Annotated in this window: 11 protein-coding genes; 3 read left to right on the top strand and 8 right to left on the bottom strand. The window is 69.0% G+C overall.

All coding sequences use genetic code 11. The annotated features are described in order from the left end of the window. Positions 1-271 precede the first annotated feature (271 nt). From hisF to GXY15_00135, 3 genes are all read left to right on the top strand, one after another. A complete protein-coding gene (hisF, locus tag GXY15_00145; GenBank protein NLV39626.1) occupies positions 272-1048 on the top strand; it encodes an imidazole glycerol phosphate synthase subunit HisF in 777 nt (258 codons plus the stop codon). Positions 1049-1241: 193 nt separating this feature from the next. Then, positions 1242-2729: an anthranilate synthase component I gene (trpE, locus tag GXY15_00140; protein ID NLV39625.1), complete on the top strand. Its 1488-nt coding sequence runs from the start codon at positions 1242-1244 to the stop codon at positions 2727-2729. Next, positions 2726-3298 (top strand): aminodeoxychorismate/anthranilate synthase component II, encoded by a 573-nt coding sequence (locus tag GXY15_00135; protein NLV39624.1) that lies wholly within the window; start codon positions 2726-2728, stop codon positions 3296-3298. Before trpE ends, GXY15_00135 begins: the two co-directional genes overlap by 4 nt. Before the next feature lie 516 nt (positions 3299-3814). Here GXY15_00135 and GXY15_00130 read toward each other — a convergent pair. From GXY15_00130 to GXY15_00095, 8 genes are all read right to left on the bottom strand, one after another. Then, a complete protein-coding gene (locus tag GXY15_00130; protein ID NLV39623.1) occupies positions 3815-7312 on the bottom strand; it encodes a hypothetical protein in 3498 nt (1165 codons plus the stop codon). 19 nt (positions 7313-7331) lie between these two features. Next, a complete protein-coding gene (locus tag GXY15_00125; protein ID NLV39622.1) occupies positions 7332-10334 on the bottom strand; it encodes a hypothetical protein in 3003 nt (1000 codons plus the stop codon). Positions 10335-10353: 19 nt separating this feature from the next. Beyond that, complete coding sequence (locus GXY15_00120) at positions 10354-13356, bottom strand: hypothetical protein (GenBank protein ID NLV39621.1); 3003 nt, start codon at positions 13354-13356, stop codon at positions 10354-10356. A gap of 18 nt (positions 13357-13374) precedes the next feature. Next, positions 13375-14274: an ABC transporter ATP-binding protein gene (locus GXY15_00115; GenBank protein ID NLV39620.1), complete on the bottom strand. Its 900-nt coding sequence runs from the start codon at positions 14272-14274 to the stop codon at positions 13375-13377. Continuing rightward, positions 14267-14683 carry a GntR family transcriptional regulator gene (locus GXY15_00110; GenBank protein NLV39619.1) on the bottom strand — a complete coding sequence of 139 codons (417 nt, stop codon included), beginning with the start codon at positions 14681-14683 and terminating at the stop codon, positions 14267-14269. The genes GXY15_00115 and GXY15_00110 overlap by 8 nt, the downstream gene beginning before the upstream one ends. A gap of 230 nt (positions 14684-14913) precedes the next feature. Then, the gene (locus GXY15_00105; protein ID NLV39618.1) at positions 14914-17343 is read right to left on the bottom strand and encodes a hypothetical protein; all 2430 of its coding nucleotides are present in this window, start codon (positions 17341-17343) and stop codon (positions 14914-14916) included. Beyond that, on the bottom strand, positions 17336-18535 hold the full coding sequence (locus tag GXY15_00100) for a DegT/DnrJ/EryC1/StrS family aminotransferase (GenBank protein NLV39617.1): 1200 nt from the start codon (positions 18533-18535) through the stop codon (positions 17336-17338). Before GXY15_00100 ends, GXY15_00105 begins: the two co-directional genes overlap by 8 nt. Next, positions 18513-19436, bottom strand: coding sequence for an SDR family oxidoreductase (locus GXY15_00095; GenBank protein ID NLV39616.1), 924 nt, complete (start codon positions 19434-19436; stop codon positions 18513-18515). The genes GXY15_00100 and GXY15_00095 overlap by 23 nt, the downstream gene beginning before the upstream one ends. Positions 19437-19491 lie beyond the last annotated feature (55 nt).

Genomic DNA, 19491 nt, shown 5'->3' with positions numbered 1-19491 from the left:
CTGCCCTCCCGCAAACCCCATTTCATAGGCAGAATTCCCGCCCACGGCGGTCAGGGGCCCGCGACAACGAAGGGGGCAACATCATCGCGAAGGGGCGCAAGCGAGGGATGCGATCGTGTTCCGGGAATGCCCCGGATCCGCCCCGCCGCTTGCCCGGCAATCCGTAAAGGCAAACGCCTGCGATGCGCTTCGGCGCGCCTTCCCGTGCGCGGGGGCGGGGGGGTGGTGTACAATACGCGGGTTTTTCCGCATCTTTTGAGGAACCCTTGCCATGCTCTGCAAACGTGTCATTCCCTGCCTTGACGTCGCGGACGGCCGCGTCGTCAAGGGGGTCCAGTTTCTCGGCCTGCGCGACGCCGGGGACCCGGTGGAGATCGCCCGCCGCTACGACGAGGAGAAGGCGGACGAGATCGTCTTCCTGGACATCCGCGCCTCGACGGACAACCGGGAGACCATGCTCGACGTGGTCCGCCGCACGGCGGAGCAGGTGTTCATGCCCCTGTGCGTGGGCGGCGGCATCCGCACGATTGACGACATCCGCCGCATGCTGAACGCCGGGGCGGACAAGGTCTCCATCAACACGCCGGCCATCGAGAACCCGGACTTCATTGACCGGGCCGCGTCCCGATTCGGCGCGCAGTGCATCGTCGTGGCGATTGACGCGAAGAGGCGCGCCCCGGAGGAGGGCGGCGGCTACTATGTGAAGAGCCACGGCGGGCGCGACGGCGGCCGGGCCACGCGGCTGGAGCCGGTGGCCTGGGCGAAGGAGGCCGAGCGGCGCGGCGCGGGCGAAATCCTGCTCACCTGCATGGACTGCGACGGCATGAAGGACGGCTACGACATCGCCCTGACGCGGGAAGTCGCCGACAGCGTGGGCATCCCCGTGATCGCCAGCGGCGGCGCGGGAAACCTGGACCACCTGCGCGCGGCGCTGCAGGAGGGCGGGGCGGACGCCGCCCTGGCCGCCTCGATTTTCCACTTCCAGGAGCACACGATCCGGGAGGCGAAGGAATATCTTGCACGGCACGGCGTGTCTGTGCGATTGTAACCACCGCGCGGCCGGGGACCCGGCCGCCCAAGGAGACGGAAAGAGATGTTCCATCACGAGCAGCGCGTCCGCCGATGGTGCGGCCCCAGTATCTGACCCCCGAAGTCTGTCTCCGTTTGTTGCGTTGCTTGCACCCCCCGCGCCCCGGAGCGGCCCCGCCGCCGGCGTGGACATCCCGTAAAGGAACATCGCCATGACCTACCCCGACCTCGAAACCTTCCGCGGCCTGGCCCGCCCCAACGCCGTGATCCCGGTCTGCCGCGAGATTCTCGCGGACCTCGAGACCCCCGTCACCGCCTACCTCAAGCTCTCGCGCGGCCAGGACTTCTCCTTCCTCCTGGAGAGCGTGGAGAAGGCCGACACCATCGGCCAGTACTCCTTCCTCGGCGCGCATCCGTCCATCGTGTTCCGGTCCAAGGGCCGCGACGGCGTCATTCTGCGCGACGGCAAAGAGGAGCGCTTCACGTCCGACAACCCGCTCAACGAGCTGCGCGCCCTGCTGAAACAGTACGAGCCCGTGGCCGTGCCGGGGCTGCCCGCCTTCCACGGCGGCGCGGTCGGCTACATCGGCTACGACCAGGTGCGCTTCTTCGAGAAGCTGCCCGACGCCAACCCCGACCCGCTCAACCTGCCCGACCTCTGCTTCATGATCACGGACACCATCGTGATCTTCAACCATGTGAAGAACAAGATCCAGATCGTGTCCAACGCCCATGTGGACGGCCCGGCGGACGCGGTGTACAACGAGGCCCTGCGCAAGATCCACGAGATCGAGCAGCGCCTGCGCGGGCCGCTGGTGGTGAGCACCGAGCGCCTGCACAACGCGGTCGGCGACGTGCCGGTGGAGTCCAACTTCACCCGCGGGGCCTTCTGCGAGGCCGTAGAGAAGGCGAAGGAGTACATCTGCGCGGGCGACATCTTCCAGGTCGTCCTCTCGCAGCGCTTCCGCCGCCCCGTCGGCGCGAGCCCCGTCAACCTCTACCGCGCCCTGCGCTGCATCAACCCGTCCCCCTACATGCTGCTCCTCCAGTTCCCCGACTTCGCCCTGGTGGGGTCGAGCCCCGAGGTGATGACCCGGGCCACCGGCGGCACCGCCATGGTGCGGCCCATCGCGGGCACCCGCCGGCGCGGCGCCACGCCGGAGGAGGACCTCGCCCTCGAGCGCGAGCTCATGGCCGACGAGAAGGAGCGCGCCGAGCACATCATGCTGGTGGACCTCGGGCGCAACGACATCGGCCGCATCAGCGACCCGGGCACCGTGGCGCCGGTCGAGGGGCGGCTCATGGTCGTCGAGCGCTACTCCCACGTCATGCACATCGTCAGCGAGGTCGCCGGAAGGCTCCGCGCCGACTGCGACGCCTTCGACGCCCTGGCGCACACCTTCCCCATGGGCACCGTGAGCGGCGCGCCGAAGATCCGGGCCATGGAGATCATTGACGAGCTCGAGCCCGAGCGGCGCGGGCCCTACGCGGGCGGCTGCGGCTACATCAGCTACGACGGCCAGATGGACACCTGCATCCTCATCCGCACCATGGTCGTCAAGGACGGCGCGGCCTACCTACAGGCGGGCGCGGGCATCGTCTACGACAGCGACCCGGACCGCGAGTACGAGGAGACGGTGAACAAGGCGATGGCGCTGTTCAAGGCCGTGGACTTCGCCGAGAAAGGGCTCGAGTCATGATCATCATCGTGGACAACTACGACAGCTTCACCTACAACCTGGTGCAGTACTTTGGCGAGCTGGACAACGACGTGCGGGTCTTCCGCAACGACGCCATTGACGTCGCGGGCATTGACGCGCTGCGGCCCGACGGCATCGTCGTGTCGCCCGGGCCGTGCACGCCCTACGAGGCGGGCATCTCGATGGAGGTCATCCGCGAGCTCGGCCCCCGCTACCCCACCCTCGGCGTGTGCCTCGGCCACCAGAGCATCGGCGCCGTCTTCGGCGGCGACGTCGTCCGCGCGGGCGTCATCATGCACGGCAAGGTCAGCACCATCCGCCACAACGGAAACCCCTTCTTCGCCGGGGTGGACAACCCCTTCACCGCCACGCGCTACCACTCACTGGTCATCAAGCGCGACACCTGCCCCCCCTGCCTCGACATCACCGCCGAGACCGAGGACGGGGTCATCATGGCCGTGGCGCACCGGGAGTTCCCCATCTGGGGCGTGCAGTACCACCCCGAGAGCATCCTCACCCCCTGCGGCAAGACCATGATCCGCAACTTCATGGGCTTCACGAAGAAATAGCGGGGCCGCGGGAGGGTGCGGAAATGCCCCCCCTGATTTCCCGAATGCCCCAGTCTTGCACAGCGCGGAGCGCCTTGGAGTGCGGCGGCTTGCCACCGCCTTTCTTCGCGCGGGCTTGCCCGCGCGCGGCTTGGGCGTTCGCCCGCGGTCAGCCCGGCGCCCCGGTCTGGAAGGCGGCAGCAAGCTGCCGCACTCCAAGGCGCGCTCCGCGCGCGCATACCCTGCGGTCCGCGCCCCCTGGGACCGCCAGGCTCCAGCCTGGCACCGCGCGCCCCATGCGCGCGTCCACGCTCTTCATTCTCTTCCGTGGGGACCGTTACCAGGCCGTCATCTGCGCTTATCTGCGTCATCTGCGGATGAACGCTTCCGTCTTCTCCCTGCCTTCCCCCGAAGGTCAGCCCGGCGCCCCGGTCTGGAAGGCGGCAGCAAGCTGCCGCACTCCAAGGCGCTTCGCGCGCTGCTTGCCCCGTGGCCTTCGCGACCCCAGATGCGCCTCTCAAAGAGTTCTCCTCTGCGTCATCTGCGGATAAACTCTTCCTCTTCCGCCTTCTTCTTCTCCTCCGGCGGACGGGGAATGCGCAGTTCGGCGCGGAGCCCCGGCGGGGCGACGGTGAAGGTCATGTCGCCCTCGTACCACCAGCTGTCCATCTCCCCGCCGCCGTCGTCCTTGAGGTTCTGGCCGTAGGAGTACACCACGAACTCGCCGTCCTCCCTCACCTGCCGCGCCTCCTGTCGGTTCCTGATGGCGTGTCCCGTGGGCACGAAGTCCCCCGCCTTCCGGACTTTGTAGGTCACGGAGGCGCCTTTGTTCCAGGGGTCTGCGGGCACCCGGTCGAGGAAGGCGGGCACCAGCTCCTCCAGCCGCTCCGGCAGGCGGCCGTTGGCCAGACGGAACCGCTCCACGGCGATGGCCGTCCGCGCCAGGCCAAGCTGGGTGCGGATGCGCCACTCCGCCTCGAAGGCGCGGGACAGGGCGGGCAGGGTGATGTAGGCGACGACCGCCCGCGCGGCGAGCATGTCGGATTGCGGAAGAGCGGTCTCTCCCAGGGGGGTGCTACGCTTGGGCAGGGACTTCAGCCAGGCGATGTGGTCCTCCAGCGCCGCGGCGGCGCTGCGCTCCTCCAGCAGGCCCATGCGGCGGTTTATGGTCCAGCAGGTGACCAGGGCGCCCATCTCCCGCATGCCGGAGAATCCCTCGCCCACACCCTGGGCGAGGCTCTGCCAGTACCTGGTGCAGGGTTTATGTGAAAAAGGCCACAACCCCGGCCTTCCGGCCGTCTCGTCCCGAAGGAGGTTCAGGATGGTGGGGGGATGCTCGTGGCTCTTCGCCGAGATTTCCCGGCGCGCCATCACTTCCAGCGCCGGGAGGCTCATGATGTACTCCGCCAGCAGGGCGCGGCGGAACATGGGCTCGCGGTCCATGGGCGGCACGGCGGCGGCCAGCCCCTCCTGGAGCCGGAGCAGGTCGGCGTCGGACAGGTCGGCGCGGTTCATCGCGGTCTGCGACGCGTCCACCGCAATGCCGAGGATGGCTGCCCGCACAAGCTGCGAGATGAGGACCGGCTCCTGGGCAAGGGAATGCGCGATGGGCACCATGTCCAGGACCGCCGTGACGGCGTCGGCGCCCCGGTTGTCCATCGCGGCCAGCAGCGACTCGACGGAGAGGACGCGGGCGAGCTGGCGCATCTTGGCCAGATGCGGGAGCAGCATGCTGTAGCCCGCGCTCAGGTCCACATCGTGGCGGCTCTCCGTGAGGCCGGACCGCGCCGCAGCGTGCAGCGCCTCCGCCGTCGGCGCGCCCACCCGCGCGTAATACTCCCGCGTGCTGGCCAGCACTTCCTCCGGGACAGGCTCCCACCGTTTCAGGGTGGCCTGGCCGACGATGAGGGTGTTCATGTCCCTTTCCGCGTTCTCCTTGATATGCGCCGCGTCGCCGCGCATCAGGTTTGCCCCCGCCTGCACATAGAGCCGGGCCAGATTCCTTTCCGGAGGCACGGTCGGATACCAGGTGTTCAGGGTCTCCCAGCTCGTGGGCAGCCCGTGCTCCTGCAGCAGGGTCTTCCACGCGGGGTCGGCGGGCCAGCGCATCCACGCGAGCAGGCCGAACAGGAGCAGCACCCCCACCGCGCGCCGCAGGCGGACCGGGCCGGGCTCTCCGGCGGCGAAACGGGCGTGCTGCGCCGGGTTCTCGAGGTCCATGCGCGTGCGGAAACCCTCGCGGCCGAGGGTCAGCGTCACCACGGGCCACGGCAGCACCAGCGCCGCGCCGAGGGCCAGGCACAGGAAGGCGGCGCTCCGCGCGTCCGTGCCCGTGAGCCCCAGGGAGAAGGGATACAGCCCGACGGCCAGCGCCGCCCACAGGGCCAGCATGACCGCCGCGCGGCGCGGCGCGAGGCGCCCCATCCGGCCCCCCGCGGCCGCCGTGACCGGCAGCCCGACCACGGCCAGCACCATCAGGAAGAAGGGAATGCGGTCCAGCGCCCAATTAACGGCGTGCCGCAGGTCCCGGCGCGCCGCCAGACTTATGAGCAGGTCGGAACGGTCCTGGTACAGCGACACGATGAGGAAGCCCACGGTGCCGAAGACCAGCACGGGCAGGAGCAGGCGCGTGGGCAGGTGCATGACCAGCCAAGCCGCCGCCGCCGCGAGGAGGAAGGGGGCGAAGAGCAGGGTCGCCACCTCGCGCGGACTGGTCGCGCCCGACGCGAGCCCCTCCCAGAAGAGCCGGGGCACCAGTGTGCCGTCCATGAACAGGAACGCCGCCGTGTGCGCCGCCCAGAGCAGCCCGACCGCCGCCGCCAGGTTGGCCAGCGCCGCCATCATGCGCGCCCGCGCCACTTCTGCCCGCGGCACGGGGAGCCGCATGTCGAAATCCGCCCGCCGGATTTTTCGGGGACGGTTGCGCCAGGTCATGCGCAGGTTCCACACGAAGGCCGCCGCCAGCAGCCCCAGCAGGGGCGCGAAGACGGTGATTTGCGTGAGCCGGCCGCCCTGGGGGCCCGCCAGCGCGATGATTCCGACGAACACCACCGTGAAAGGGACGGTGAGCGCCGGCATCAACCAGCGCGACAGGCGCACCTCGTGCCAGAACAGGGCCGACGCGGGCGACCGCAGGGGGCGCGCGGTCCCGAAATGCAGGTCGGGGACATAGTCCCGCACGCGCGGCAAAATGTATCCCGGGAACCCATCGCCGCAGCGGTACTGCCGCACCATCCCCCACCCCGCCACATAGGACACCGCCGCGGCGGCGAGGAAAAACAGCGCGAAGGCAGGGGGCATGCCCCTGCCGGGCGCGCCCGAATGGGTGGCCAGCCAGGTCATCGCCGTGGGGTTGAACGGCACCGCGAACACGGTCACAAAGGTTGCCGCCGCCACGGGCAGGCTCATCTTGCGCAGCCAGTCAAAGAGCTGCACCGCCAGATAGAACAGCCCCAGCAGCAGCACGGACGACCACGGCCGCGCCGTGGCCTGCGCGAAAAACCACGGCAGGGCTTCGGCGGGGTCCGCCGACAGGCGAAGGGGAGTCGGCACTGCCACGCGCATCCGCGCGCCGGTGCGCGCCGCATGCCCCAGCAGCTCCGGGTCCACCGGCGCGGACAGCGGAAAGCCCAGCAGCGCCGCGAACAGCATCAGCGCAACCGTCAACAGCATCACCCCGACCAGCCGCAGGAACAGCGACACCGCCACCGCCGAATGCGTCGTCACCGGCAGATGCAGCACCCGCCGGGAAAACCCGCCCGACAGGTGGCCCGAGTTGCCCACGCTGAAAATCAGCAGCAGCGCGCACATCGCCGGCACGCCCAGCGTAAACACCTGGAGGATTTCCGCGAAGTCCGACAGGAGCCCGGCGAGCAGGCGCAGCGCGTCCACCGCGGTCTTCGCGTTCATCACCGTTATCTGCACATGCACCCGCGCCACGGCCACGCAGAGCATCCCGCTGGCCAGGCTCACCGCGGCAATCGCCCCGCCCGCCCGCAGCTCCTCCCACATCAACGCACGTATCTTGGGGTTCATCGCTCACACCTCCCGTGGTTCATGACGCCGCCTCTGCGGCGGCCGGCATACGCAGTTCCGCCCGAGCCTCCGGCGGCGCGACGGTGAAGGTCACATCGCCGTCCCGGCGCCAATTTGTGTCCACCTCGACGCCGCCGTTGTCCGTCCGGTTCTCGCCGTAGGAATACACCACAAAGGCGCCGTCCTCCCGCACGCGGTAGGACAGGGGCTCGCCGTCGTTCCAATAGTCGGCGGGCACCTCGTCCAGCCATTCTGGCACCAGGTCGTCCAACCGTTCCGGCAGGCGGCCAGTCGCTCCCCGGAACCGCTCCACCGCCAGCGCGGTGCGGGCCAGGCTCACCCAGGTACGGCAACTGAACTCCCTCTCATAGGAAAAGGCAAGGTGAGGTCCGGACACATAGATCGGGAGGAACGACGTTCGTGGAAAGAGACTGCTGGAGTAGTTCCACCGGGGAAAATCGGACAGCACCCGGCGATCCAGCGCTTTTCGGGCGTGGTCACGGCATTTCCTGAAGTAATCAATCATGACAAGCTGTTCCGTGACACCGGGCAATCCATAAATCCTCTCCCAGTAGTCCCATTGCAGAATTGTTTCCGTATAAAGGGCGGTCTCCCTGAACGGGCCTTCCACTTCGGGGGGCAGCGCGCGGGAAAGGGCTTCTTGCAGGCGGACGAGCTCCTCCTCGCCCAACACCGTCCGGTTGAGCAGCCGTTGCGCGTTGCTTGCCGCCCACCCCAATAGGTCTCCGTGAATCATCTGGGCGAAATGGAGGGGCTCCTGCCGCACGGAGTCCGCCATGCCGAGGATGTCGGTCAGTGCGGTGACGGCGTCCTGGTTGCGCCCCTCCATCACCGCCAGGAAGGCCTCCAGCGACTGGATCTGGAACAGATCAAAAAGAGCGGAGAAAGGATCCCTGCTGTCTGGACCATACCCCCTCCTGAAGCTCAGCGAATACCGGCTCCTGGTCAGTCCGGAGGTCACCGCCTCATGCACCATCGCGGACACATGCCTGCCGACGTTTTCGTGGTAGGCGGCTGTTATCTTCAGTGCGTCGGCCGTCACCTTTTCGCGCCGCTCCACCAACACCTTCCCCCGGATGAGCTGCCTGTCCTGCGGATTCCACCCCGGATCGCCGTATTCCGGCAGGGTGCGCACCCAAGCCTCCTCCATTTCTTTCGCCGCTCTTGCGGCGTCCAGGAGGCGGTCCGCTAGGTTTTCCGCCTTGGGCACGGGCGGATAGGCGGCCTCGAACTCCTCCAGGGTCACCGGAAGCCCCTGGGCGCGGAAATCCCGCCTCCAGGCGGGCTCAAAGGGCCAGCGAAGCCAGGCGGCGAGACAGAGGGCCGCCACCGCCGCCACCGCAAGCCCGCGCGGGATGGTGGGTGTTGCCTTCCGGTGTCCGCAGTCCGGGCGCTCGAACCGGTAAAGAAGAGGCATGCCGCGCCTCCCGATTGCCCACGTTTGCCCAAGACTGGACGGCCAGCAGGCGGCCAGAGCCCCTGAAACCCCCAGGCAAAGAAGGGCGTTCACGACCTGCGCCTCCGGCAGCCCCTTGGAAAACGGATAAAGGGCCACCGACATCAACACCCAGAAGGCCATGACACCCACGGTTGTCCGTCGGGAGTAGTGTCCCTCCCAGGCGCCGGCGAGGAAGACCGCAGGGAACTGGAGGGCGAAAAAGGTAAGGATCAGGATGGGGACCCATACGCGCTCCGGTGCGAACATCAGGATGAGATGCTGGGCCATGAAAAGAAGGCCCATGATTCCATAGGGGGTGGTCATGAGCGCCCAGCAGGTGCCCGCCACCACCAGCCCGGGCCCCAGCAGCACAATCACCGCCTCGCGGAAATTCACGGTGCCTTCGGCCAGTCCTCCCGACAGCATTTCGCCATAAACGCCCCCGTCTAGGACCAAGAAGTGGACGACCTGCACCGTCCAGGCGATTCCCAAAGCCAGGGCCAGATTGAGGGCGGCCACAGCAAGGCGCGCCGACCCCAGCGCGCCGGGGGGCACGGGCACTACCGGTGAGGGACCAGCGAACCGGCGCTTTCCCTTGGACGCGCGATCAGGACGATGGAAGATCATTTGCCACATAAAGGCGGCCAGCATCAGCGCCGCGAAGGACAGCATCTGGAAGAGGATTTCCTGGGCCTCGGGGGGCGCAAGCATGTGGTCCTCATCCCCCACCCACCACTGAAGCCCGGCAATGAGAGCGGCCCCGAGCACCCAGAAACAGACGGTCGCCAGGGGAAGAAAGAGGCTCGTGCGGCGCATCTCGAACCAGAACAGGGCGGCGAAGGGGGATTTAAAAGGCGCGGCTGTGGGGGTCCAGTGCCCCTCCCAGGGGTCCCGCCAGCGCGGCAGGGCCAGCCAGCGGACCGTTTCGCCGTGGCGGTGGCGGTCCACCATCCACAACCCCAGTCCCCACACCGCCCCGGCCAGCACCGCCCCCCCCGCCGCCAGTGCGGTCCACGGCAGGGCGCTCCCCGCGATACCCAGGGAAAGGGGGTCCACCTGCGGCAGCAGCGCGGCCAGCGCCGCAACGGCGGCCACGGCGAGCATCGGCGCGACGGGGCGCACCCAGTCGGCCAATTGGATGACGAGATACCCCGCCGCGACAAGCAGGACGGGCGAGTAATCCAGCCGTTGGCCGAACAGAAGGTTTGCGCACAGCACAAGCAGACCAGACACAAGGAGCAGGAGCGCCGTCCGGGAGACCAGCGCCAGAGTGACCAGCATGCGCGTGCGCACCGGCAGCCGCAGCAGCCTGCGGGGAAAGCCGCCCGCCCGCATCTGTCCGGAGTTCCCCATGCCCAGCACCAGCAGCAGCGCCGTCAGGGCCGGCAGGAGAATGACCACAGCCCGCGCTGTGTCCCCCAAAACATTCCAGGGATTCTGCACGAAGCCATGGGAAACGCGGAGGCTTGCCAGAATGAACACCCCGACGGCAAGCATGGCCGCCGCGATGCTGCCCGCGACCCGCGCCTCCTCCCACACCAGCGCCCGTGTCTTTGGGTTCATCGCCCCGCCCTCCCGATGCTCATGATTCCGCGCCTTCCACTGCGGGCACCCGCAGTTCCGCCCGCGCCTCCGGCGGCGCGACGGTGAAGGTCATGTCGCCGTCCCGCCACCATTTCTTTACCTCGTCCCCGCCGTCATCCTCCCGGTCCTGACTGAAGGAGTACACCACATACTCCCCATCCTGCCGCACGCGGTAGGACAGGGGCTTGCCCTCGTTCCAATAGTCGGCGGGCACCTCGTCCAGCCATTCCGGCACCAGCTCCTCCAGCCGTTCCGGTAAACGCCCAGTCGCCCCCCGGAACCGCTCCACTGCCAGCGCGGTGCGGGCCAGGTTCACGTGGGTTCGAAATCGGAATTCGGCCTCCTGGGCGCGGGTGAAGGCGCCTCTGAGCATGCCGTACATCATGAGCGGGATAGTCCGGGGAACAAGATCGCGTGACCCATGGCCCTTTGAACGGTCCGGAAATGCCCGAGTCCGCAGAATCGCGCGCGCCCAATCGCGCCGTTCCCTGTAATCGTCAACAATGACAAGCTTGTCTGAGACTCCGAACAGTCCGTCGAGCATCTTCTCCAACTGGTGCATGGCAATAACGGTCTCGAAATGGAAGGACGGCTCCATGAAGGGGGGCTCCGACCTTGGCGGCAGGGCATGGAAGAGGGCAGTCTGAAGGCGCGCAAGATGCTCCTCGCTCAAGATCGTCCGGTTGAGCACCAGTTCCAAGTCGCTTGTCGTTTGCTGCAGGAGGCGCCCGCGCCCCAGTTGGGATATGAGAAAGGGGTCCTCTCGCAGGGAATCCGCCATGCCGAGTGTGTCGGCCAGCGCGGTGACGGCATCCTGATTGCGCCCCTCCATCACCGCGAGAAACGCCTCCACCAACTGGTTCCTGGACAGCTCAAAAAGAAAGCTGAGATGGTTTCTGTCGTCTTCAAGCAACTTCCGGATGTTCATCGGATACCGGCTCCGGGTCAGTCCGGAGGTCACGGCCTCATGCACCATTGCGGAAACATGCCTGCCCACGTTTTCGCGGTAGGCCGCCGTTATCTCCAGGGCGTCGGCCGGCACCTTTGAGCGCCGCTCCACGGAGACTTCCCCCCGGAGGGGCTGCCTGTCCCGAAAAGTCCACTTCAGAGTGCCATACTCCGGCTGGGTGCGCACCCATTCCTCCTCCATCCGCCACGCCGCCTCTGCGGCGGCCAGGAGAAGCTCCGCGAGGTTTTCCGACTTCGGGACGGGCGGGTGCGCGGCCTCAAGCTCCTCAAGGGTCACCGGGAGTCCCTGGTCGCGGAATTCCTTCTGCCAGGCGGGCTCAAAGGGCCAGCGCAGCCAGGCCGTGAGACAGAGCAAGGCCACTGCCGCCACCGCAAGCGCACGCGGGACTCTGGGCGTCGCCTTTCGCCCGCCGACAGCCGGATGGTTGCATCGGTGAAACGCGGGCACGCGGTGTCCTGTACAGCCCCAGCGGTTGATGAGGCTGAACGGCCAGCACGACACCAGCGCCCCGGAAAGGCCCAGGCAGAAAAGGACGTCGAGTATCTGGCGTTGCGGCGCGGCGTTGGAAAAGGGAAAGAGGGCCATTGCCAGCAGCGCCCAGAACAGCATCACCCCGGCAACCGTCCGGCGGGCATGGCGCCCTGCCCAGGCCTCGGCAAGAAAAAGTGCGGGAAACGGCAGAACGATGATCAAGAAGAGAAACAGACCGAGCGAATAGTAGTCGTACAAGTCGGGCGAAATGAACAGCACATGCCTTGCCAGAAAAAGAAACACGATCCCGTAGAAGGACGTCATCAGAACCCAGCACGCGCCCGCCACCACCAGCCCGGGCCCCAGCAGGCTAATCACCGCCTCGCGGACGCTCACGGTGTCCTCGGCCAGTCCCCGCGCCAGCATTTGGCCATAGCGGCCCCCGTCCATGACCAAAAAATGCACTACCTGCGTTGTCCAGGCCATACCCAAGGCCAGGGACAGATTGAGGGCGGCCCCAGCGAGACGCGCTGACCCCAGGGCACCGGGGGGGGCAGGCAGCACCGGCGAAGGACCTGCGAACCCTCGTTTTCCACTGGCCGAGATGCTGGGGAGAAAAGCAAACCCGTGCCATACGAAGGCGGCCAGAATCAGCGCCGCGAAGGGCAGTATCTGGAATACAAAGACGTCGGGGGGCATGACAAAAGAATTCTCGTCCCCCTTCGGCCACTGAAGCCCGGCTATGAGAGCGGCCCCGAGCACCCAGAAAAGAGCCGTCGCGAGGGGAAGAAAGAGGCTTGTGCGGCGCATCTCGAACCAGAACAGGGCGGCGAAGGGGGATTTGAAGGGGGTGGCCTTTGGGGTCCAGTGCCCCTCCCAGGGCTCCCGCCAGCGCGGCAGGGCCAGCCAGCGGACCGTTTCGCCGTGGCGGTGGAGGTCCACCACCCACAGCCCCAGCCCCCACACCGCCCCGGCCAGCACCGCCCCCCCCGCCGCCAGCGCGGTCCACGGCAGGGCGTTCCCCGCGACACCCAGGGACAGGGCGTCAGCCTGCGGCAGCAGCGCGGCCAGCGCCGCAACGGCGGCCACGGCGAGCATCGGCGCGACGGGGCGCACCCAGTCGGCCAGTTGGATGACGAGATACCCCGCCGCAATGAGGAGGACCGGCGAGTAATCCAGCCGTTGTCCAAACAGGAGGTTCGCGCACAGCACAAGCAGAGCGGACACAAGGAGCAGCAGCGCCGTCCGGGAGACCAGCGCGAGGGTGACCAGCGTGCGGGTGCGCACCGGCAGCCGCAGCAGTCGGCGGGGAAAGCCGCCCCCCCGCATCTGTCCGGAGTTCCCCATGCCCAGCACCAGCAGCAGCGCCGTCAGGGCCGGCACGAGAATGACCACGGCCCGCACATGATCCCCCACATGGTGCCAGAGGTTGTGCTGCCCAATGTACGAAAGACGGAGGGGCACCAGCGCGACAACCCCGACGGCAAGCATGGCCGCCGCGATGCTGCCCGCAACCCGCGCCTCCTCCCAGAGGAGGGCGCGCATTTTCGTGTTACCCACCACGATGCGTTCCCTTCCCTACGCGCCGACGCGGGCGACGAAAACGGCCTCAAGGGTGGCGGGGGCGGTTTCGAGGATTTCCCCGCCCGCGGCGCGGACGGCGGCGGCGAGGGCTTCGGGGTCGCCATCGCAGAGGACGCGCCATTCGCGGCCGTCGCGCTCGGCGCGGAGCATGCCGGGCAGGGCGGGGGCGTCTGCGGCGGGGACTTCGGCCCAGCGGAGGAGATGGGTCCGGTGGCGGGCCTTGACCTCGTCCATGGGCATGTCCATGACCACGCGGCCCTGGTGCAGCATGAGGACGTGGTCGGCGACGCGCTCGACCTCGTCGAGGAGGTGGGAGGAGAAGACGACGGTGCGCCCCTCCTCGGCCACGGTGCGCACGACGGCGGCGAGGATCTGCTGGCGCGCCACGGCGTCCAGGCCGGACGACGGCTCGTCGAGGAGCAGCAGCTCGGGCCGGTGGGCGACGGCGGCCAGCAGGCCCGTGCGCGCCTGCTCGCCCCGCGACAGGCTGCGGATCTTCGCGGCGGGGTTCAGGCCGAACTCGCCGACCATGCGCTCCGCGAAGGCGGCGTCCCACCCGGGGTAGAAGGCGCGCATGTAGCGGAGAAACTCGCCGACGCGCATCCACCCGGGCAGGTCGCGGTCCTCGGAAAGGTAGCCAATGCGGGACAGCACGGCGGGCGGGTCGTAGGCGGGGTCCGCCCCGAACACGCGCACCGTGCCCGACTGGGGCCGCAGCGCCCCGAGCAGGTGCTGGATCAGCGTGGTCTTGCCCGCGCCGTTCTCGCCCACCAGGCCGAACACGCCGCCCGACCCGACGCGCAGACTCACGTCCTGGAGCGCCTCCTTTTTGCCGTACTTGCGGCCCAGCCCCGTCACCTCGATCACCGGCGCCGACTCGTTCCCGTTACTCATGACCTTCCTCCTTGCGCGTTGTGTTTCCGGCCGGACGCAGCGCCCGGTCGCGTTCTTTCAGCAGTTCGACAACCTTCCCGAGGGGGATGTTCAGGTTTCTCGCCTCCACAATGACGCCGTCCAGCCGCTCCGACAGGATGCGGCGGCACTCGTCCTCCGAATAGGGCACCGGACGGTCGGCCACCCGGGTGCCCGCGCCGCGCCGCGACGAGATGAGCCCGGCGGCCTCCAGATCGCGGTAGGCGCGGACCACGGTGTTCGGGTTGATCACCAGTTGCTGGGCCAGGGCGCGGACCGTGGGGAGCTCGTCCCCCGGCCCGAGACGCCCCGTGGCGATCAGGTGCTTGATGTGACGGACGATCTGGAAGTAGATCGGGGTTCCGTCACTCTGGTTGATGGTGATGAGCATGGGGCCGCTCCTTTGCCTGATTGTATCAATAAACTAACACAAGTTTGGCCGTTTGTCAAGGGGGGCGGAAAGGTTTTTTGGGGAATGCGGCGGAGGGATGGACGAAATGGACAGGATGGACGAGATGGACAGGGGGAATGGGTCGCGCCTATGTCCTTTGAAATCAACCCTCTGCGTCATCTGCGCAATCTGCGGATGAATGTCTTTTCTGCCGGGAGTCGTGCGGGGGCTCAGTGTTGCGGCGGCGGCCCGGGGATGGTGGCGGCGGGGGGCTCGGGGGCGCCGGTGGGGCCGATGAGGGCCACCTGGACCTGGGCGGGCGCGGGGGTGTCCGCCGGGAAGTCGTGGCGGACCATGCGGTAGTCGCCGGGGAGCCATTCGGTCATGGGGGGGGCGGGGCGGAACTGGGCGGGGGCGAGGGCGGCGCCCGCCGCGTCGCGGGGGGCGAGGGCGATGGTGCCGTTGCCGGGCGCCGCGGCCACGCGGAAGACCAGGGTGAGCCGGAGGCCGCCGCCGGGGCGCGGCTCCCAGGCGTGGGCGGTGAGCCCCAGCGCGCTGCCGAGGGGCTGGGCGGTTTTGTCGGCTTCGGCGAGGAGCGCCGTGAGCCGGGCGGCGGCGCGGTCGGCGTCGGCGCGCGCGGGGAGCGCGCCGGGGGTGTTGAGGGCGGTGAAAAGGGCCGGGATGTCCGCCGCCTCCACCTGCTCCGGCGTCACGGGCCCCGTGCCGGGCTCGGGGTTCCGCGCGAAGACGGCGACCAGATACCCCGGCACGGTGGCGCGGCGCGGCTCCTCGAAGCGGTCCAGCAGATGAAAACCCCGCCCGGTGAGCCATTCGGTCCACGCGGCCTCGCCGCCCTCGCGGCCCGTCTCCAGGGCGAAGATGACGAAGCGCAGGCTGGACAGGAACGGCTCCAGCTCCTCCACCGTGCTCCGGTGCGCGCCGAGGCGCAGCCGCGCCTCCGGCAGGCCCGCGAGGCGGAAGGGGTCGCCGGGGCGGTAATGGGCGTCCTGGAACCCGAACCCGCGCAGGTTGACCACGGCGTAGAGGGCGTCCTGCCCCGGCGCATCGGGACGGTCGGCGGTTTCGGCGGCCATCACGGCGAAGATGCGCTCCACATAGTTGTCGCGCTGCGGCGCGCCGAGCCAGGAATAGGCAAACCCCATGCTCAGGCGGTCCTTGCAGAGGTAGAGGCCCTTTTCGTCATACCGGGCCAGCGACCCGGCGTCGGGGGTGAGGGGCAGGCAGAGACCGCGCAGCCCCGGCACGGGCTGGACTGTCAGCACGAACCATGGCACGGCGAACACGGCGAGGCAGGCGCCCTGGCAGGCCCACCGCACCGCCCGCCGCCGGGGCAGGAGCGCGGGCAGGGCCGCAAAGGCGGCCAGCGCGGGCAGCACGGGGAGCGCGTAGCGCGGGGTTCCAAAACGGAACAGCACGGTGAACAGCACCCACGATCCCAGGATCCACAGGCCGAGAAAGCCCGCCATCCGCCGGAACCGGGGCACGGCCAGAGCGGCGACAGCCCCCGCCAGCGCCAGCAGGAAGGGGATCAGGAAGAGTCCGTTGTTGATGACAAAGACGGGATAGCGCGACCACGGCACGGCGGGCCGCAGGACGGGGTCGAGGGGACCGCGCGGGGGCTGGGGTTTCGGCTTTGTGGCGGCCGGTTTCTGGTCCTTCGCGCCCTGCGCCTGCTCGGCCATGAGCGTGAGGCCCGCGCGCGGGGCGGCGGGGGCGGACGTCTCCACAAAGGCGAAGGGCGGCGTGTCCGCCGCGCGGTGACCGGTCCAGTAGCCGAGGAAGGCGTCGCGGTGGACGGCATACCACGGCCCGGCCAGCAGGAGCGCCGCCAGGGGGGGCAGGATCAGGTGGAGGGCGAAGCGCAGCGCGGGGCGCCATCCCCCGGCCCGGTCCCGCTGGAGCCTGGCGGTCCCAGGGGGCGCGGACCCCGGGCCCTCGCTGCCTGCTTCGTCCGTGTTCCGTCCGTGTCGGTCCGTGTTGGTCCGTGTTCCCCTCAGCGCGGCCCAGCCCCCCGCCGCCAGCACCCAGAGGAGCGGCGCGAGGTAATACGCCGGGGCGACGGTGCGCGCGAGGAGCGCGAGGGCGTTCACCCCGGCAAAGAGCAGGACCCAGCGCGTGCGGGCAAAGCCCTCGCTCCGCGCGAGGGCGCACACGCCCCACACAACGAGGCACGCGGCGGGGTAGTCGGTCATGAAATACCGCGACAGCGCAAAGACGCCGGGCGTGAGCCCGGCCAATGCGGTGCCCCACAGGGCCTCCCCCGGCGGGAGCCAGGTCCGCAGAAGCGCAAACACCCCCAGCAGCAGCAGGAGGAACCACAGGGTGTTCGCGGCGGTCATGATGTCCGGGTGGTAGCCGAAGACACCCATGAGCAGCGCGCCGGACCAGTACAGGAGCGGCGGATGCGCGGGGTTGCCCGGGGGCACGCGGAACGCGGCGGCGACGCGCGCGGGCAGGGGGGCATCATCGAGGAACAGGGCCTGGTAGACCTCGCGGGTCTTCTCCAGATGCACCTGCTCGTCGAGCCACCACGGATGGCGGTCGTTCGCAAGCCACCAGAGATTCGCGGCGGCGAGGCACAGCAGCAACGCGGCCAGCAGGGCCGCCGTGCGCGGGCTCACCTCCGGACGGTCATCCACGGCGGCACAGGGCCTTGATGCTCGAAACAAGGTGTGCGATGCCCTCGTCGGTCAGCCGGGGGTGGATCGGCAGGGTGACCAGCCGCTCCGCCGCGGCGTCGGCCACGGGGAACTGCCCGCGCCGGAAACCCCGCTTCTGGAACGCCGTGGTCCAGTGCAGGGGGATGTAGTGCGTGCCGATGCGGACGCCGTGCTCCTCGCGCATGGCGTAGACGAAGTCGTCCTTGCCCATGCCGAAGGCGGCGGCGTCAATCTCCATGGGGCACAGGTGCCACACGTGCTTGTTCTCCGGGCGCGCCTTGGGCAGTTTCAGCCCGGGCACCCCGGCCAGCCCCTCCTGGATTTGCGCGGTCACCTCGGCGCGGCGGGCGTTGAGGGCGTCCAGTTTCGCCAGCTGCACGATCCCCACGGCGGCCTGCATGTCCGTCATGCGGAAGTTGTAGCCGCAGTCGTCGAAGTCCTGCCACCAGAACCGCTTGCCCATGGGCAGTTTCGCCTCGTCCAGGCTGCAATACTTGGTGCTCTTGCCGTAGACCCGCGTGCAGTGGGAGCGGTAGAGCGCCGCGCGCTCGAAGAGTTCCGGGTCGCTGGTGGTGATGACGCCGCCCTCGCCGAGGGTGGACATGTTCTTCTGCTCGTGGAAGCTGAAGCAGCCCGCCGCGCCCATGCTGCCCGCCTTGCGGCCCTTGTGCTCCGCGCCGACGGCGTGGCAGGCGTCCTCAATCACCGCGAAACCGTGCTTCCGGGCGAGGCCGAGGATCGCGTCCATGTCGCAGCACTGGCCGTAGAGGTGGACCGGCAGCACGGCCTTCGTGTTCGGCGTGATCTTCTCCGCCAGCCGGGCCGGGTCCATGTTGTAGGTGTCGGGGTCAATGTCCACGAAGTCCACCTCGGCGCCGAGGGTGACGCCCGCCGCCGCCGTGGCGATCCAGGTGAGGGGCGTCGTCAGCACGCGGTCGCCCGGGCCGACCCCCGCGCCCAGGAGCGCGAGGAACAGGGCGGCGGTGCCGTTGGAGACGACCCGCGCGTGGGCGGTGCCGCAGTACTCCGCGAAGGCCCGCTCAAAGGCGATGCAGTGGTCGCCCGAGGTGGGCGCGTTCTCGCGCAGGACCCGCATCATCGCGGCCTGCTCCTCCTCGCCGTAGGTGGAGCCGAACTTGCTCTCCAGCTCAAACAGAATCTTGGGCACCACGTCTCGTCTTCCTTTCCAGTGCCAGCACGCGGTCCAGCCCCTCCTCCGTGCCCGCCATGGGCGTGGAGAGGGTCCTGCGCGCGAGCGTGTTGTCCAGCGACACGTCCCGGGGCCGCGGGGCGCGGCCGGGGATGTTCCCCGGGTCCTTCGGGACCACGAGGCTTTCAGGATACCCCAAATGGCGGGCGACCCGCCGCACCAGGTCCACCCGGCTCTGGCGGTCGTTGCCCGACAGGTGCATCGTCCCCGTGAAGGGGTGGCCCGCCAGCTCCAGCAGGGCGAGGCCCAGCGTGGCCACGTCCACGGCGCTGCGGATCTCGTTCGGCGGCACGCCGACCTCGCGGCCCTCCTTGAACGCCGCGATCATCTTTGCGAGGAACGAGTTGCCGACCCCCAGCACCGGCAGGCCCATCACCAGCGAGACCCGCGCGACCACGGCGTTCGCCAGCGCCGCGCGCACCGCCTCCTCCGCCCGCACCTTGGTTTCGCCGTAGAAGTTCAGGGGGTGGACCGGGGCGTCCTCGGCATACTGGCCCGTCTCCCCGTCGAAAACCGTGTCCGTGGAACAGTGGACCAGCCGGGCGCCGGTGGCGGCGCAGGCGCGCGCCACGGCGCGCGTGTACGCGACATTCACCCGCTCCGCCTCGTCGCGGTGGGCCTCGCAATAATCAATGTCCGCGATGGCGGCGGTGTGGATCACCGCGTCCGGCCGCAGGGCCTGGATGAGCTCCGCCACCGGGGTCCCGTCGCCGGGGTCCACGGCATGCCACACGATGCCGGGCCGCTCCAGAAGCGGTTTTCCCCGCGTGACGGCATGCAGTCCCACCGCCGACCCCGCCTGCGCCAGAATGCTCCCCGCCACAAACCCGCCCGCGCCCGTGACCACGATTTTTTGCGCCATAAGGAAGACTCCCCGCGCCGGCGCATCCCGCCGCGCATGCGGGGTCATCTTAGCA

The organism is Candidatus Hydrogenedentota bacterium (genome assembly GCA_012730045.1).
In the GTDB taxonomy this organism is placed as follows: Bacteria; Hydrogenedentota; Hydrogenedentia; order Hydrogenedentales; family CAITNO01; genus JAAYBR01.
This window is presented reverse-complemented; position numbering and strand designations above follow the sequence as displayed.

Bases quoted from the DNA above. Each gene is read 5' to 3' on its own strand.
- GXY15_00095 (NLV39616.1), bottom strand. From the start codon at position 19,436: ATGGCGCAAAAAATCGTGGTCACGGGCGCGGGCGGGTTTGTGGCGGGG.
- GXY15_00130 (NLV39623.1), bottom strand. From the start codon at position 7,312: ATGAACCCCAAGATACGTGCGTTGATGTGGGAGGAGCTGCGGGCGGGC.
- GXY15_00125 (NLV39622.1), bottom strand. From the start codon at position 10,334: ATGAACCCAAAGACACGGGCGCTGGTGTGGGAGGAGGCGCGGGTCGCG.
- GXY15_00110 (NLV39619.1), bottom strand. From the start codon at position 14,683: ATGCTCATCACCATCAACCAGAGTGACGGAACCCCGATCTACTTCCAG.
- GXY15_00115 (NLV39620.1), bottom strand. From the start codon at position 14,274: ATGAGTAACGGGAACGAGTCGGCGCCGGTGATCGAGGTGACGGGGCTG.
- trpE (NLV39625.1), top strand. From the start codon at position 1,242: ATGACCTACCCCGACCTCGAAACCTTCCGCGGCCTGGCCCGCCCCAAC.
- GXY15_00135 (NLV39624.1), top strand. From the start codon at position 2,726: ATGATCATCATCGTGGACAACTACGACAGCTTCACCTACAACCTGGTG.
- hisF (NLV39626.1), top strand. From the start codon at position 272: ATGCTCTGCAAACGTGTCATTCCCTGCCTTGACGTCGCGGACGGCCGC.